14 protein-coding genes and 1 rRNA gene are annotated in these 16,914 nt (G+C 40.4%); 6 read left to right on the forward strand and 9 right to left on the reverse strand.

The features are described 5' to 3' along the window. Positions 1–222: 222 nt before the first annotated feature. Positions 223–338, forward strand: a 5S ribosomal RNA gene (gene rrf / locus Q4591_RS08640). Positions 339–847: 509 nt separating this feature from the next. Here rrf and mutT read toward each other — a convergent pair. The 7 genes from mutT to pilB all read right to left on the reverse strand — a co-directional run bounded on the left by mutT (position 848) and on the right by pilB (position 6,918). After that, positions 848–1,234 carry an 8-oxo-dGTP diphosphatase MutT gene (mutT, locus tag Q4591_RS08645; protein ID WP_102440042.1) on the reverse strand — a complete coding sequence of 129 codons (387 nt, stop codon included), beginning with the start codon at positions 1,232–1,234 and terminating at the stop codon, positions 848–850. Between the two features lie 29 nt (positions 1,235–1,263). Further along, positions 1,264–1,473, reverse strand: coding sequence for a DNA gyrase inhibitor YacG (yacG, locus tag Q4591_RS08650; protein ID WP_102440041.1), 210 nt, complete (start codon positions 1,471–1,473; stop codon positions 1,264–1,266). A 40-nt stretch (positions 1,474–1,513) separates the two neighbouring features. Beyond that, positions 1,514–2,251, reverse strand: a complete 738-nt coding sequence (gene zapD, locus Q4591_RS08655) for a cell division protein ZapD (RefSeq protein WP_303460557.1) — start codon at positions 2,249–2,251, stop codon at positions 1,514–1,516. Next, positions 2,244–2,861, reverse strand: coding sequence for a dephospho-CoA kinase (gene coaE / locus Q4591_RS08660; protein WP_102440039.1), 618 nt, complete (start codon positions 2,859–2,861; stop codon positions 2,244–2,246). The genes zapD and coaE overlap by 8 nt, the downstream gene beginning before the upstream one ends. A 31-nt stretch (positions 2,862–2,892) precedes the next feature. Further along, on the reverse strand, positions 2,893–3,819 hold the full coding sequence (locus Q4591_RS08665) for an A24 family peptidase (protein WP_303460561.1): 927 nt from the start codon (positions 3,817–3,819) through the stop codon (positions 2,893–2,895). 51 nt (positions 3,820–3,870) lie between these two features. Further along, on the reverse strand, positions 3,871–5,133 hold the full coding sequence (locus Q4591_RS08670) for a type II secretion system F family protein (protein WP_303460563.1): 1,263 nt from the start codon (positions 5,131–5,133) through the stop codon (positions 3,871–3,873). A gap of 72 nt (positions 5,134–5,205) precedes the next feature. Beyond that, entirely contained in the window at positions 5,206–6,918 is a 1,713-nt protein-coding gene (gene pilB / locus Q4591_RS08675; protein WP_303460566.1) for a type IV-A pilus assembly ATPase PilB, read from the reverse strand. 261 nt (positions 6,919–7,179) lie between these two features. Between pilB and Q4591_RS08680 the strand changes: the two genes are divergently transcribed. Further along, on the forward strand, positions 7,180–8,604 hold the full coding sequence (locus Q4591_RS08680) for an O-antigen ligase (protein ID WP_303460570.1): 1,425 nt from the start codon (positions 7,180–7,182) through the stop codon (positions 8,602–8,604). Positions 8,605–8,916: 312 nt separating this feature from the next. On the opposite strand, the gene Q4591_RS08685 is transcribed toward Q4591_RS08680, so the two are convergent. Both Q4591_RS08685 and nadC read right to left on the reverse strand, forming a co-directional pair. Continuing rightward, entirely contained in the window at positions 8,917–9,348 is a 432-nt protein-coding gene (locus Q4591_RS08685; RefSeq protein ID WP_303460573.1) for a pilin, read from the reverse strand. A 1,056-nt stretch (positions 9,349–10,404) separates the two neighbouring features. After that, positions 10,405–11,283 (reverse strand): carboxylating nicotinate-nucleotide diphosphorylase, encoded by an 879-nt coding sequence (nadC, locus tag Q4591_RS08690; protein WP_102440033.1) that lies wholly within the window; start codon positions 11,281–11,283, stop codon positions 10,405–10,407. Positions 11,284–11,604: 321 nt separating this feature from the next. Between nadC and ampD the strand changes: the two genes are divergently transcribed. From ampD to aceE, 4 genes are all read left to right on the forward strand, one after another. Then, on the forward strand, positions 11,605–12,159 hold the full coding sequence (gene ampD / locus Q4591_RS08695; protein ID WP_102440050.1) for a 1,6-anhydro-N-acetylmuramyl-L-alanine amidase AmpD: 555 nt from the start codon (positions 11,605–11,607) through the stop codon (positions 12,157–12,159). Between the two features lie 50 nt (positions 12,160–12,209). Then, a complete protein-coding gene (ampE, locus tag Q4591_RS08700) occupies positions 12,210–13,061 on the forward strand; it encodes a beta-lactamase regulator AmpE (protein ID WP_303460575.1) in 852 nt (283 codons plus the stop codon). Positions 13,062–13,421: 360 nt separating this feature from the next. Beyond that, positions 13,422–14,174: a pyruvate dehydrogenase complex transcriptional repressor PdhR gene (gene pdhR / locus Q4591_RS08705; protein ID WP_076538482.1), complete on the forward strand. Its 753-nt coding sequence runs from the start codon at positions 13,422–13,424 to the stop codon at positions 14,172–14,174. 76 nt (positions 14,175–14,250) lie between these two features. Continuing rightward, entirely contained in the window at positions 14,251–16,914 is a 2,664-nt protein-coding gene (gene aceE / locus Q4591_RS08710) for a pyruvate dehydrogenase (acetyl-transferring), homodimeric type (protein ID WP_102440031.1), read from the forward strand.

The raw sequence follows: 16,914 nt of genomic DNA on the forward strand, positions 1-16,914 counted from the left end.
ATAGGCAGGGTGTGTAAGCGTTGTGAGGCGTTGAGCTAACCTGTACTAATGACTCGTGAGGCTTAACCATACAACCCAGATGAGTTTTATCTGAGTTGATGGTAACTAGATTTATTACAAAAGACTTAGTGATAGAATTTAAGCACTTGATAAAGTAAAAGAACTCAAACAGCTTTCCGAATTATTATTTACTGCATTTGCGGTAGATAAAGCAAGAATTTGCTTGGTGACAATAGCATTGTGGTACCACCTGATCCCATCCCGAACTCAGTAGTGAAACGCAATCGCGCCGATGATAGTGTGGGGTCTCCCCATGTGAAAGTAGGTCATCGCCAAGCGCCTAATTTCTCGTAAGAGAGTCGATAAAGCCCTGACTTAACAGTCAGGGCTTTTTTCGTTTGGGGCAAAAAGAATAAATCCTAACGCTGATAACTTGAGTTATTAGCTGCTAGATAATATCGTGAGTGGTGAGTGGTGAGTGGTGAGTGGTGAGTGGTGAGTGTGGACGAATCCCCATGTAAAAGTAGGGGGGTAATGTCTGTGGTTATAAAGCAACACTTTATACAAACATGAAACGCGAAATACTTATCCGCAGCTAAATAGCGCCAAGCGCTTAATCTGGATTAAGAAGGCTATTGTTGTTCGCTTTTAGGATAATAGTGAACATGAGTTAGTGGCTGATATCTATTATGATTTTTTTGCTATAAACAATTGTTAGTGGTGTCTGTGAATTACATAGCTAGAGCAGCTAAAGGATTGTGGTTTCACTGTTGTTTAGAATAATTGATTAAAGCACTCATTAACATAGTGCTTTATATACTTTCTAATAGCGATGGAACTGTTGCTGTTACGCGAGTAACCTCTTAAGGATGGGGATATTGGCTTCAGGGAAATCAAAACTAGTTAGATTGGTTTTATTAACCCATTCAATTTTTTGGCCTTCAACACCACTGGCAGTGCCTGTAAAGTCTTTCACTAGGTGGATCTGAAGAAGCACTTGCTTATCTGGGTAATCATGTGAAATGACCATAAAAGGCTCAGTTGTATTAACTGTTAGGTTTACTTCTTCTTTTAGCTCTCTAATTAATGCTTGTGAGACCGTTTCATTTACTTCGACCTTACCACCTGGGAATTCCCACTTATCACCTTGGTGCAGGTGTGCGTGCCTCTTAGCTAATAAAACTTGTTGTTGGTCATTGATGATTATGCCGACGGCAACATTGACTCTTTTCATTAGAATGCTCGCTTGAGTGGAGGAGGTGATTAGTGTTTAAAGAAGTCGCCTTCGTCAAAACCTTCAGAATCTAACATTTCATGGTCAAACTCTGGCTTAACGGGAATAGCATGTTTTTCGCTGGCCCAATCGCCGAGGTCGATTAATTTACAACGTTCACTGCAAAATGGTTTGAATTTAGATTCTTGACTCCACTCTACTTGAGTCTGGCAGATTGGGCATTTAACTGAAATAGACATAAGATTCCTCGCTGTAAAATTCTTGGTGATATTAAAGAATTTAGTTGCAAGTAGCCAGTTTGAATTTTACTTTTTTGTCAGTATGTTTTTGGTTGTCAAAATTGACAAAATGAATGGCATAGCGATTTTTGTGACCACTAATTGTGGGGTAACAACCTTCTTTGCTTTTGATTTTTACTCGAACAAGTGTCAGAGGGTGTGGACTGTTTCCTTGCAAGAAACCTTGTTCAGCTTCAGCGCTTCTAAATTCTGCAGTACTTCTTGTTAAATCGAGGAGTATTTTAATGGGTTCTAAAATGGGCAGGTAATGGGCTATCCATGTTTTTAAATCTTGCTGTCTTTCATCCCATGGTTTTGATAACCAGAAATGCAGTTGCGGTAAGTCGAAATTACAACAAGCACCTGGCATACCAAATCGTTGTTTTAGTGCGGCAATAAATCTGTCTTGCTTTAAATGGCAACCTATTCTTTCGTTGGTTTGTAGCGGTGCTTTTGCTTGAATCAGCTGATCAATAATACGTTGGATTTGAATTTTATTAACATGAGGTAAAGCATGCCACTTTTCTAACAAGATAAGTTGTTTGTCGATATCTTTTAAGATGTCGGAACGATAGTCACAGCGATCTGTTAGTTCTGATAATGAAAATAATGGGTAAAAACAATGATGTTGATGATCTGATTTTGTGTGTAGCTCGAGCTGATCAGCTAAATACTCAAGGCGTAAGTAGCTTCTAGTTTTTTCGTTTAATGGTTGCTCATAAATCAGGTCATCATTCATTATTATTATCTTGAGATGCTTTATCTAAATATTGCTGATGTAATAACTGAACAGTGTGACGAAGTGCTTCAGGTGTCTGGGTATTATCAATGATAGCGTCAGCTTTTTGTAATCTTTGCTCTCTATCTATCTGACTATTAATTATTTGTTCAACTTGGGTTGAATCAACACCATCTCGTTTAGCTGTTCTTGCTATTTGTTGGTGTGGTGGAATATCCACCACTAAAGTTGTATTGACTAACCTATCTAACCCATTCTCAAATAGCAAGGGTACAACCATAATTACATATATTGATTTAGCATCTGCTACTGCTTGAAGCATTTGCTGGCGTATCATGGGATGTAACAGATTATTGAGCCACAATCTCTGTTCGGGCTGATTGAATACCTTTTCACGCAGCGCAGGGCGATTAAGTTCGCCGGTGTCGAGTAATACACTGGCGCCAAAATGCTGCTGTATTTGTTGTAAGCCTGCTGAGCCTTTGGCGACCACTTGCCGGGCAATGATATCGGCATCAACGAGTTCGATGTCTAAATCTGCAAATAAGTTTGCCACGGTGGTTTTACCTGAGCCAATACCACCTGTTAGGCCAACAATGAAGTTACTCATAAATTTCTCACACACAGGAGTTAATAACTGGTTATAGAGTGCTTAGATACCAGTTTATGATGTCTTGTCCCCAGATTAACGCTACCCAGCCAGCAATGGCAATATAAGGCCCAAATGGAATTGGATTGCCTTTGGCTAACTTTTTAAAAATGATTAGGGTGATACCCACAATAGCACCGACTAATGATGATAGTAAGATGATAAGGGGTAAATACTGCCAGCCAAGCCAAGCGCCAAATACGGCTAATAATTTGAAGTCACCATATCCCATGCCTTCTTTGCCTGTTGCCAGCTTAAATAACCAAAAAACTGACCACAAACTTAAATAACCTGCCGCAGCGCCAATAATGGCATCGGTAGGGCTGGTAAATACGCCATTGAGGTTAATGATTAAGCCTAACCACAAAATGGGTAGTGTAAGTTGATCTGGTAGCAACATTTCATCTACGTCGATACCTGTAAGGGCAACTAGCACAAAGGTTAATATGGAGGCGAATAAAAACTGCCATGTTGGACCAAAATGCCAAGCTAAGGTGGCAATTAGGGCTCCGGTAATAAATTCAATGATAGGGTAGCGGGGGCTAATTGCCGTGTTACAACTGGCGCACTTGCCTTTAAGTAGTATCCAACCCAAAACCGGTAAATTATGCCAAGCCTTAATGTTAGTTTTACATTTGGGGCAGGCAGAATTTGGCACCACTAAATTGTATTTTTTAGGGAAGTGGTCAATGGGCTTAGTTAATCTTGTTTCACCTATCTCTTTTACTATGTCAGGGTGATATTCAGATAAATAATAATTACATTCAGTTTGCCATTCACGCTTCATCATTACTGGAAAACGATGAATGACAACATTTAAAAAGCTGCCAATAGTGGCAGCAAAAATAAAGCTAATAAGCATGAAGAGCCAAGGATATTGGCTCATGCTAGTGGTAAAGATTTCGAAAAATTCGGTCATTTGATTCTTATTTTAATTCTTATTTTAATTTTACATTATTACATTGTGGTATTAACCAACAACATTACCCATTTCAAATATTGGCAAGTACATACCGATAATTAAGCCGCCGACGATAGTACCAATAACTACCATCATAATGGGCTCAATCAGGCTTGATAAACCATCAACGGCATCATCTACCTGCATTTCATAGATGTTGGCCACTTTATTGAGCATTTCATCTAGGCCGCCAGACTCTTCACCGATCATCACCATTTGAATGAGCATGTCAGGGAATAAACCTGTGGTGCGCATAGCCACATTCATTTGCATGCCTGCCATCACTTCTTGGCGGACTTTTAATAAGGCTTTTTTATAAACTGCATTGCCGGAGGCGCCTGCAGCAGATTCTAAGCCATCGATAAGGGGTACACCGGCGGCAAACGTGGTGGCTAAGGTGCGGGCAAAACGTGACATGGCCGCTTTATGTAAAATGTCACCAATAGCGGGAATTTTTAGCAGCAATTCATCCACTCGGTCACGGAATGCTTGTGAGTTTCGATGGGCTCGTTTAAACAAGTAAATCCCAACGATTATGGCAATGGCAAAATAATACCAAGAACTTTGCAACCACTCTGAGATGTTAATAATCAATTGAGTGAATGCAGGTAATTCAGCGCCAAAACCATTAAAAATCTCTTCGAACTGTGGCACTACAAATAACAATAATAAAACCGTTACGGCTATAGCGACAATAACTACAGCAGCAGGATAAAACATGGCTTTTTTGATTTTTGATTTTAATTGTTCAGCTTTTTCGCGGTAGGTAGCAATCCTGTCAAACACCGCATCTAGTGAACCTGAGTGTTCACCCGCCGCCACTAAATCAACATACAAATCATCAAAGTATTGTCGATGCGGTCTTAGTGCATCCGATAAAGGAATACCTGATTGAACATCAGTGACAATGGTGCCGAGTAACTCACGTACCTTGGCTTTTTCATGGCCACGACCGAGCAGCTCAATGGTGGTTACTAGTGGCACACCGGCTGCTAGCATGGTCGATATTTGACGGGTGATCATGGCAATATCCATTGCAGTGATCTTTTTCTCAGACTTAAATAAAGAGGCTGACTTTTTTCTGACCCCTTTGGGGGTGACGCCTTGGGCTTTTAAAACACTGCGAATTTCAGCAATACTACTGCCACGTAATTCTCCTGAAGTACGTTGACCATCACGATTGACACCTTTCCATTCAAAAGTGAACACCTTAGGTTGGTGCTTGATATCTTTTTTGCTCTTTTGCTTTCTTCTTAGGGTTGCAGTTGCCATCAAGCAAATCCTTTTTGTTTTTATTTGACAATTCTGTTGTTAAGCAATTTGTTATAAAACTGCTTGGTTGCTTTAGTTAAAACTGGTAACACGATTCACTTCGGCAATGCTAGTAATGCCTTGGGTGACTTTAAGTAAGCCTGAGAGTCTTAAATCACGCATACCATTGGCCTTGGCCTGTTTGGCTATTTGCAGTGAGTTACCGCCTTCCATAATAGTTCTGGCAATCTCATCGGTCATTTTCATCACTTCATATATACCCACACGGCCTTTATAACCGCCCGAGCAATGCTCACAGCCGACAGGTTTATACACCGTAAAGTTAGAACTTATATTTTCGTCAGTAAAGCCTAGGCGTTTTAATTCTGCTTCGGGCACATCTTCAGGTGCTTTGCATTCAGGGCATAGGCGTCTGGCAAGGCGCTGAGCAATAATCAGGTTCACCGAACTGGCGATGTTGTAACCCGGTACGCCCATATTTATTAGGCGAGTTAAGGTTTCGGCAGCTGAGTTAGTATGCAAGGTGGATAACACCAAGTGACCAGTTTGGGCAGCTTTAATGGCAATTTCTGCGGTTTCTAAATCACGGATTTCACCCACCATGACCACATCAGGGTCTTGACGTAAAAATGAGCGTAATGCAGATGCGAAGGTTAAGCCGGCTTTTAGATTAATGTGAACCTGATTAACGCCTTCTAAGTTAATCTCTACCGGATCTTCAGCGGTGGAGATATTACGTTCTTCAGTATTGAGGATATTAAGGCCAGTATATAGGGATACGGTTTTACCAGAACCCGTTGGGCCTGTTACTAATATCATTCCCTGAGGTTTGGCGAGCATTTGCTCATAAAGCTCACGTTGGTCATCGTCATAACCGAGCTTTTCAATGCCTAATTGCGCTGAAGATGAGTCCAAAATACGCATTACAATTTTTTCGCCCCAAATAGTGGGCAGGGTGCTGACACGAAAATCGATTGATTTGGTGCGTGACAGTTTCATTTTTATGCGGCCATCTTGGGGCACGCGGCGCTCGGCAATATCAAGCTTTGACATCACCTTTAAGCGAGCGGATAGCCTGTTAGAAAGATTAACCGGTGGTTCAGATACTTCGTGCAAAATACCGTCGATGCGAAAACGAATGCGATAGCGCTTTTCATAGGGCTCAAAATGTAAATCAGAGGCGCCTTTACGAATAGCGTCAGTAAGGATTTTATTAATATAAATGACTATTGGGGCATCATCACTGCTTTCTGCTTCAGGTTCTTCATTGCGTTTATCATTATCAGAGACTTCAATGCCAGCAAGTGCATTTTCATCCATGCCATCGAGGCCGAGGCCTGAAATATCATCTTCAAGGACTTTTTCTAGGGCTATATGTAATTTATCATCTTCAACAATAATGGCTTCAGCGTGTAAACCGAGACTGAATTGGAAGTCTTCGAGGGCGGCGATATTGGTCGGATCTGAAGTGGCTATATATAAACGGTTACCGCGTTTAAATAACGGCAGGCAGCGATGATTAGCGATGAGTTTTTTATTGAGTATGTCTTCGGGGATATTGGCGAGATCGAACTCTGCAATATCTAGTAGCGGCGAACCATACTCTTCATAGCACATTTCTGCAATTTCTCTCGCAGATAACGCTTTCATGGCAATTATCGTGCTTACTAAAGTCTGTTTAGTTTTACGAGACTGCAATATCACATTAGACATTAATTGTTCGTCAAGTAATTTTTTTCTGACAAAAGTCGTTGAAAGCCCTAAATTGAGACTTGTCGATGCCATGAGTGCTCCAATTATTACCAAGTGAGTGAATATTAACTGCTTTTGATTAGTTTGTCATTTAAGGGATAAATATTAAATACATCGTTAAACTCTAAAAGCATATTAACTAAATTGCAGTAACACAGATTCTGTTACAATCAATATTTCACTCTTTGCTGTCTCTTATCTGTATAAAATTACTTTTTACTAGGGCTTACAAAAAATTGATGGAGCCTCTTTGATAATCAAGTATACAACCAATTTTGTTGTTAATATCAATTAATGACAACATTAGATATTGAGTTCTCATTATTTTTTCATTTATTTACAACGCCTAGGCCAGAAATGCAATTCAAAAATTATAGTGTGCTACAGCTTTTGCTTTTAGTTATTACGCTTTTGCTAGGAACAGTATTAGCGAACCAATTCACTACCTTAACAAACGTTGGATACATTTATGATGCTAAGCGTTTCTTGGTCATTATGTTTGCCTTGTGCGCTGTCTTGGTTGCGACTTGCAATAGAAATTTATCAATTATGCTACCTTCAAAAAAACAGCAAATCGCCTTAGCTGTTTTTTTTGCGGTAGCATTTGCTTCAGCCTTACAAAGTAAGCATTACTATTGGGGCGTGATTGAGCTGATAAATATAAGTTTTTTGATTACCATATTTGTACTATTCAAAAGTATTTTTCTTCAGTTATCTAAAGAACAACTCGCACGACTTACGTTTTTTGCTGCTGCTTGGTTTTCTGCATTTCATTTTGTTGTTTATTTGTTGAACCTTTCGTTTTTTTACCTAGATGCCAATAGTTTTGATTCACATAGTTTGATTGTCGGATATGACAATATTCGTTTTTTAAATCAGTTACAGGTAATGGTATACCCAATATTTCTAATGCCTTTTCTATTTTCAAAACTTGAAAAATACAAATTGGTCTCATTAGTCCTAGCTTCTCTTCATTGGTTTGTATTGTTACAAATGGAGGCTAGGGGGGCGATGTTGTCACTAATAGTCGCTTTTAGCGTTATTTTATTTTATCTATCGAAAAAACATAGAGCATTAGTCACTTCATTTTTTTTTAGAACATTAATATATGCCGTTTTACTGTGGTTTATTTTTGTTGTAGCTCTTCCGTTCATCTTTTTTAACGAGAGCAGTTTACAAGTTCGGACTTCAAGTTCGGGAAGGTTAGACATGTGGCTTCATGCAATAAAACTTATTCCAGAAAGCCCTTGGTTAGGCTTTGGGCCGATGAGTTATGCATGGTTGGGAGGTCGGCCCTTAGCAAATGCTCATCCCCATAATTCAATTATTCAGTTAATGTATGAATATGGGGTGGTGCTAGCTTTATTGATATTAGGGGGCTTACTCAACTGGTTACATAATGCTTTTGATAAAGTGAAAATGAATGCTAATGTGCTTGATATTTGCCTCGTTTTTTCAATCCTGTCGGCGGTGCTATATTCTTTATTGAGTGGTGTGATTGTTATGCCGTTTTCACAGCTATTACTAACCATTTTGATTGCAGCAGTTTCAGCTTCTAATGCAAAAGATAACTGCTATCCGTTGAGGCTTCGGTATAGAGTTATATTTTTCATTGCTATATTAATAGCTTCAACTGTATTGATATCTAGTTATAATCATGAAGAGCTTAAGCAAACTGGACATCCAAGGTTTTGGGTAAATGGTGCTATTAGTTTTTGATGGGTTTTAAGTATTATTCTAGGTAAATTTGACTAAAATAATGATCTAAGTGCAACCTTATATTGTGGCAACTTAAAAATTATTGATGTGATAATTGAGAGGGACTAAAGAGGGAATACTCTAGTTATTTGACTTTGTTAGTATGATTTTGGTGGGAAGTGAAGCCAAAATACCGCTTGTTCTGACATACCAAGCTTTAATACTTTTAGATAAAATTAAGCACCGAACGTATCAACGTTTGGTGCTTAATAAATATTTACTTCATCAAACTGTAATATTTAACATAGGCTGGGCCTATAGTATGTAAAGTTATTAGCTACAGCTTCCAGGCTTAAACTTGGCATCTAAACCACCACCAACAGCACATGACCAAACACCTTCAGTCGTTCTGTTTAAAGTTAAAGTTTTACCATTTGCTTTATCAGCATTTGAATTCTTAATTTTGCATTCAATACTAGTAGCATCAACATCAAGTGCGCAATAACGGCCACCACCAGCAGTTTGACCTATATAGCCAGGATCAGTAGCGGTCAATGAAGGTGTTTTACCTTCATTCTTAACAACTTCAAATTGTGATTTTAAAGCGCTAAGTTCAGAGTAAGCAGAACCTACTTGTGATTTCACTGTGTAATCTTGATAAGCAGGCAATGCGATTGCTGCAAGAATACCGATGATTGCTACTACGATCATTAATTCAATAAGAGTAAAACCCTTAGCGTTTTTGATTTGGTTAATGCTTTTCATTTTTTATCTCTCTCTTATGATGCTTTAGTGTTGCGTCGGGTTTGTTGTCATCCTTGAATCTCATAACAGTTAAAGGCCCTTAATTGTTATGAGTGGTGTCCTAGTCACCACAACCTGTCGGCATTAATTTACTAGTGTTGTTTGCATTACAGTTTACTGGGCAGAACTTACGGTTTAACTAGCTCGGCCCAATTGACTGTGATAACTGTTAAAAACTACAAAGGGTTTTAAATGAATGATTTCATCAAGAACAATCAAGCCGTTCTTGTAAAACGGATCAGTAAAACCAATATGTCCAACTAAATACCTCGAAAGCAGAATAGGCTAGTCATTAACAAATTGCTATCTAATCTGTAACTAGGGTCAACAAAGTGCTGCAAGGTCAGTTTGTTAACAAAATGTTTGATTTATCATTGTTCTTTTAAAAATCATTTTTCGCTCACTCAATGTTACATTTGTAACATGTTGAAAAGCTGATTATTAAAAGTTAAATCTGATGCTTCATTCATTTAAGCTAAACGTTAGTATAAAGTTGCTGAAAATGGAATAGCTTGTGGCGAGTTTTTTAGCTAAAAAGATAAAAAGGTTGTTTTAAGCTGCTGTTTGTAATGATTTTGCAGCACATTACTGACACTTTTAGTCGGTTATTTAGTCAATTTGACTTTGGTTGTTGTTTGTCAAAAAAATGACACCATAGAGAATGTAAGGTTATAGCGCTTGGTTTATGTAGGTATTTTAGCTCTGGTGGTAAGGTTGTTTGAGCTTTTAAGGGAGGTTATTTAAGCCCTTAGGGGGAGATAGTTGTCAAAGGTCAAAGGTCAAAGGTGGGCATCAGTTTAATCTTTGTGGCTATTGATTCAAGCTACAGGGCTTATAGTAAGGCTACAATTGTTGTAAGGCTGCCATTGCGCTGTCTATTTAGTCAGCCTTATTTAGCTAAGCTTTTAGTGCGAGCAAAAAAACCAGCTATAAATAGCTGGTTTTGATTGTTATTAGCGATTACTGACTTATCTTGCTATTTAACTGGGCTAATGATTTATCAAGCTCAGCTTAACATTAGTTTTTAAAGCGTAAGGATAAATCCAAGGCTTTAACGTGCTTAGTGAGTGCGCCAACTGAGATGTAGTCAACACCGGTTCTGGCAAAGTCTGCAATGGTGTCGATGGTGACATTACCGGATACTTCCAGCTTTGCGCCTTTACCTTGATCTAAATAGCTGGAATTAAGCGCTACTGCTTCTACCATCATGGTGACATCAAAATTATCGAGCATGATGATGTCAGAACCTGCTTCTAACGCTTGGGTTAGCTCGGCGATTGATTCTACTTCCACTTCAACTGGTTTGTCAGCGGCTACTTGTCGGGCTGTTTTTATTGCAAGTTCGATATTGCCGCAAGCCATAATGTGGTTTTCTTTAATTAAGAAGGCATCAAACAAACCAATACGATGGTTTTTACCGCCACCACAAGCTACGGCATATTTTTGCGCGGTGCGCAGGCCGGGAATGGTTTTGCGGGTATCGAGCAGTTTAGTGTGGGTATCAGCTAACTTGTTAACATAAAGCTTAGTGAGACTGGCAACACCAGATAGGGTTTGGATGAAGTTCATCGCGGTGCGTTCACCGGTTAAGATGGCTCTTGCTGGGCCTGATAATTCACATAACACCTGGTTGGGAACCAATAAGTCGCCATCATCCACATGCCAATGCAAGGCTACATCACCGCCGAGCTGATTAAATACTTGTTCTGCCCATGCTTTTCCGCAAAAAACGCCTTCTTCACGGGTGATTAACACCGCTTCAGCATGTTTATCTGCTGGAATAAGTTGCGCGGTAATATCGGCATTAAGCATATCTTGCGGGGTTTGGGCTGGCGTATGGCCTAGGTCTTCATCAAGTGCAGCTTTAACGGCATGACGGATGTCATTTTCAATCATGTGAATGTCCTTGAAATTACAACTAAATTGAGTTGCTTGGGCCAACTCAATGTTTAAAAAATGAGAAACAATATGCCTATTACTTTATCACAGTTGTTAATTTAAAATATAGCAGTCAAACTGTTACTGTGTTGGCTGCTAGGGCAATATTATTTTAAGGTTTTACAGCGACGAGCCTTGGTGCTTTTTTATCTTTTATCGCAGGTATTTGTTGCTTGCTTTTTGGGCACTGATAATGGTGACTTACTGATGGTTCGTTGAGATGCAAACTGCAGCCACGCTGGCATGGTTAATTCATTACTTGAGATTTTATTATTAATTATGGATACACAATTGAAATCAGGCTGGCATCAAGGTGCACGGCTATGCCCATCACCGCATTTTAACCCGCGCCCTAATAATGAGGTTAGCGGCTTAGTTATTCATAATATTAGTTTGCCTGCAGGTTGTTATGGCTTGCCGCACATTGATGGTTTATTTCAGGGCTGTTTAGCGGTGGATGCAGATCCAAGTTTTGCTGATATTGCCGGGCTTGAAGTGTCGGCACACTTTTTAATTCGCCGCGATGGTGAGTTAGTGCAGTATGTTAGCTGTGATGACCGAGCGTGGCATGCTGGGGTTTCGTGTTTTAATGGCCGAGAAGGTTGTAATGATTTTACCATTGGCATTGAAATGGAAGGCACAGATAGCGACCCTTATACCGATGCGCAATATCGCGAATTAGTGCAATTAACCTTGGTGTTGTTTGCGCAATATCCTATGCTTAATCAAGCAAATATCGTCGGACATTGTGATATTGCTCCTGGACGCAAAACCGATCCAGGTGATAGTTTTGATTGGCAAAGATATTTAACTGCATTAACGGCTAAGTCATGATGTTAGTGTTACTTTAACCCAATATTTTTTAGATTGTTTGCAGAGGTCCCATGGCACTATTTTCATTGTTAATTGCAATTATGGTTGAGCGCTTAAAGCTGTTACCCGCACATTGGCAATTTGATGATTTACTTTCTAAATACCAGCAATTATTTTGGAAAGATAAAGCATTAGATTCTGCTGGCTGGGTTGCCTTTGTGGTGCTACTGCCAGCAATGACACTGTTTTTGGTGCTGCTGTTACTAGATGGTGTTTTTTTCGATGTGATCACCTTATTGATCTGGATGCTGGTTTCGATTGTGTGCTTTAGCCACCAAAGTTTACGGGCGGCATTTAAAAAATATATGCTGGCGGCTTGTCGCGGCGATGTTCAAGCCTGTTATCACCATGCAGAAAAGCTCGATTGCAGTGAATGTTTAGATGCGGTTGATGAAAAAGACTTAGGTCAGCAGATTGGTAAAACCGTGGCTTGGGTTAATTATCGCTATTATGGCGCGGTGGCATTATATCTGATTTGTTTTGGCCCTGTTGGCGCAGTGCTTTATTGTTCGGTGCGTTTTTATCAGCAATACAATCAGCAGCAGCAATTGGATATGCCATTTATTGATCAATTATTATTTTTATTCGATTGGTTACCGAGCCGAGTATTTAGCTTTGGGTTTGTATTAAGTGGTCACTTTGCTGCAGGTATTTCACAGTGGCGGAAGCAGGTTTTTAACCCTAATAATAGCGCCAAAAATATTGTTACCTATACCGCTTTAGCCGCTGAAGTGATGCCTGAGCAAAGCGATGCCCCTGTTTGCGTTCAGCCCACATTGGCACTGCTTGCATTGAGCAAAAGAAACTTTATTTTACTGGTTACGGTATTATCGGTGCTGACTATATTTGGTTTGGTTAGCTAATAAGTTTTAATTGCGGTGATGGGCGGCCTGAGCCGCCGAAATAATGATCATAAGTTAAAACAGTGTTTTTATAAATTGTGCTGTGTAAAACGGATTTTTATAGCTACAATCTAAGCTTAAAATGAGTTTGTTATAGCGATAATAAGGCAATCAATGCTTTAGCGCGATAACACCGAGATGGTCAAACCTCTTAGACGTTTTTTTTCGTTATGCTCTTGCTCAAAGTGCGTAGCGATGTTTGAAACCTTCAATTAACACCCATTCAACGCTCGTCTAACTAGACATCAATTGTTTGATTTGATAAAGTGCGCTATATCATATAAATTGGTAAGACCAATTGACAACGGAGCCGAGCCCCAAATGGCTTATAGCAAAATAACTCAGCCGAAAATTTCAGATGTGATCATGGAGCAATTAGAGCGCATGATCCTCGAAGGAAGTTTACAGCCTGGGCAAAAATTACCGCCTGAGCGCGAGCTTGCTTTGCAATTTGAAGTGTCACGCCCTTCATTACGTGAAGCGATTCAAAAGTTAGAAGCCAAAGGCTTACTAATGCGCCGCCAAGGTGGCGGAACCTACGTTAAAGAACAACTTTGGCAAAGTCTTGCCGATCCTATCGTTGAATTAATGCATAACGACTCAGAAAGTCAGTACGACTTACTGGAGTTTCGTCATGCCACTGAAGGCATGATGGCTTATTTTGCTGCGCTGCGTGGTAATGATGCCGATATGCAAAGCATTAAACGTTCAATTAACGAAGTTGAAGCGGCTGTTGATGTAGAAGCGCAGGCTGATGCCATTGTGCGTTTTTACCGTGCGGTAGCCGAAGCGTCACACAATGTGGCGATGTTACACCTTGTACTCAGTTTAACCCCTGTGCTGCACAAAAACGTGGCACAAAATTTAGAGCTTTTAAGCCGTCGCGAAGAAGCATCTACCATGGCGAATGAACATAGGCGAGCACTGCTTGCTGCCATTATTCGTCGTGATCCTGAAGCGGCACGTGAAGCCTCGAACGAACATTTAAGTTATATCGAGGAAGTCATGTTGTCAGTGAGGGAAGAAGACAGTCGGTTACAGCGTAGCTTGCGCCGCTTAAAAAGTGGTGTTTGATACCGATTTATAATCAAACGCATTATAAATTTACCGAAACACATTAATTATCTGTATCTAGAGAAAGGACAGCGACATGTCTGAAGGTATTCTACAAGACTTAGATCCATTAGAAACTCAAGAATGGGTAGATTCACTGCAAGCCGTATTAGAGCAAGAAGGCCCTGAACGTGCACATTATCTACTTGAACAATTAATCGATAAAGCGCGCCGCAATGGTACACATTTACCATATAAAGCGACCACTGCTTATTTGAATACGATTCCATCTGGTCAAGAGCCACATATGCCTGGTAATCAGGAAATGGAACGCCGCATTCGTGCTATCGTTCGTTGGAATGCACTTGCAATGGTATTACGTGGTTCTAAGAAAGATTTAGAGCTAGGTGGTCACATTTCAAGTTTTGCTTCTAGTGCGACTATTTATGATGTGTGTTTTAACCACTTCTTCCGCGCTCCAAATGAAAAAGACGGCGGCGATTTAGTTTATTATCAAGGGCATATTGCACCGGGTATTTATTCTCGCTCTTTCCTTGAAGGCCGCATCACTGAAGACCAAATGAACAATTTCCGTCAAGAAGTTGATGGTAAAGGTTTGTCTTCATACCCGCATCCCAAGTTAATGCCTGATTACTGGCAGTTCCCGACAGTATCTATGGGCTTAGGTCCTATTCAAGCGATTTATCAAGCACGTTTCCTTAAGTATTTGACTGACCGTGGTATTAAAGATTGCTCTGAGCAAACGGTTTACTGTTTCTTAGGTGATGGTGAGTGTGATGAGCCTGAAACATTAGGTGCAATCGGGCTTGCAGCTCGTGAAGAATTAGATAATTTATGTTTTATTGTTAACTGTAACTTACAGCGTCTTGATGGCCCTGTACGTGGTAACGGTAAGATTATCCAAGAGCTTGAAGGCGAGTTCCGCGGCGCAGGATGGGAAGCTGTTAAAGTGATTTGGGGGCGCTACTGGGATCCATTACTTGCACGTGATACTAGCGGCAAGTTATTACAGTTAATGGAAGAAACCGTAGATGGTGAGTACCAGAACTGTAAAGCTAAAGGTGGCGCGTACACTCGTGAGCATTTCTTTGGCAAATACCCTGAAACCGCTGAAATGGTGGCTAACATGTCAGATGATGACATTTGGCGTTTAAACCGTGGTGGCCATGATCCAGTTAAGATTTATGCTGCGCTGCAACATGCTAAAAACACTAAAGGCCGTCCTACAGTAATCCTTGCTAAAACAGTTAAAGGTTACGGAATGGGCGATGCGGGCGAAGGTAAAAACATTGCCCATAACGTGAAGAAAATGGGCATTGAATCGCTTAAATACTTCCGCGATCGTTTTAATATCCCGATTAGCGATGATCAGTTAGAAGATATTCCTTACTATCATCCTGGTGCTGATTCTGAAGAAGTTAAATACTTAAAAGAGCGCCGTGCTGCCCTTCATGGTGCTATGCCAAAGCGTCTTGAAAAGTTCTCTAAAGATATTGAAGTGCCGCCATTAAAGATCTTTGATTCAGTACTTAAAGGCTCAAATGGTCGTGAAATCTCAAGCACTATGTCATTTGTGCGTATTTTAACGGCATTGCTTAAAGACAAGAAAATCGGCAAGCAAATCGTACCGATCATTCCTGATGAAGCGCGTACCTTTGGTATGGAAGGTTTATTCCGTCAAGTGGGTATTTACGCTCATGAAGGGCAAAAATACGAGCCACAAGATTCTGATCAAGTTGCTTACTACCGTGAAGATAAAACCGGTCAAGTATTGCAAGAAGGGATTAACGAGTTAGGTGCAATGTCATCTTGGGTTGCTGCGGCAACCAGTTACTCAGTTAACGATACCCCAATGATCCCGTTCTACATCTACTACTCAATGTTTGGTTTCCAACGTATTGGTGACATGGCATGGGCTGCTGGTGATATGCGTGCTCGCGGCTTTATGGTCGGTGGTACTTCAGGTCGCACAACCCTAAACGGTGAAGGCTTGCAGCATCAAGATGGTCATAGCCATGTATTAGCTAACACGATTCCTAACTGTATTTCTTATGACCCGACTTATGGTTATGAAATCGCAGTGATTGTACAAGACGGTATTCGCCGCATGTATGGCGAGCAAGAAGACGTGTTCTACTACTTGACTACCATGAACGAAAACTATGAGCAGCTTGCGATGCCAGAAGGCAGCGAAGAAGGTATCGTTAAAGGTATTTATAAGCTTGAAACTCTTAAAGGTTCAGGTAAAGGCTCTGTACAGTTAATGGGTAGCGGCACGATTTTAGAGCAAGTACGTAAAGCGGCTGTGGCATTATCGAAAGACTTCGGTATTACTGCTGACGTTTACAGCGTGACTAGCTTCAATGAGCTAACCCGTGATGGTCAGGCTGCAGAGCGTTACAACATGCTGCACCCAACTGAAACGCCTAAAGTGCCTTATATTTCTGAAGTGTTATCAAGTGATGCGCCAGCTATTGTAGCAACGGATTACATGAAGATTTATGGTGAGCAATTACGTGCTTACATTCCAACTGATTATAAAGTACTAGGTACTGACGGCTTTGGCCGCAGTGATAGCCGTGAAAACTTACGTCACCATTTTGAAGTTGACGCTAAGTTCATTGTTATCGCGTCATTAAAAGCCCTTGTTGACCGTAAAGAGTTACCTGTAGAAGTGCTAACGAAAGCTATCACTGAATACGGTATCGACGTTGATAAGATCAATCCACAGTTCGCATAG

The organism is Shewanella sp. 3_MG-2023 (genome assembly GCF_030548765.1).
GTDB lineage: Bacteria > Pseudomonadota > Gammaproteobacteria > Enterobacterales > Shewanellaceae > Shewanella.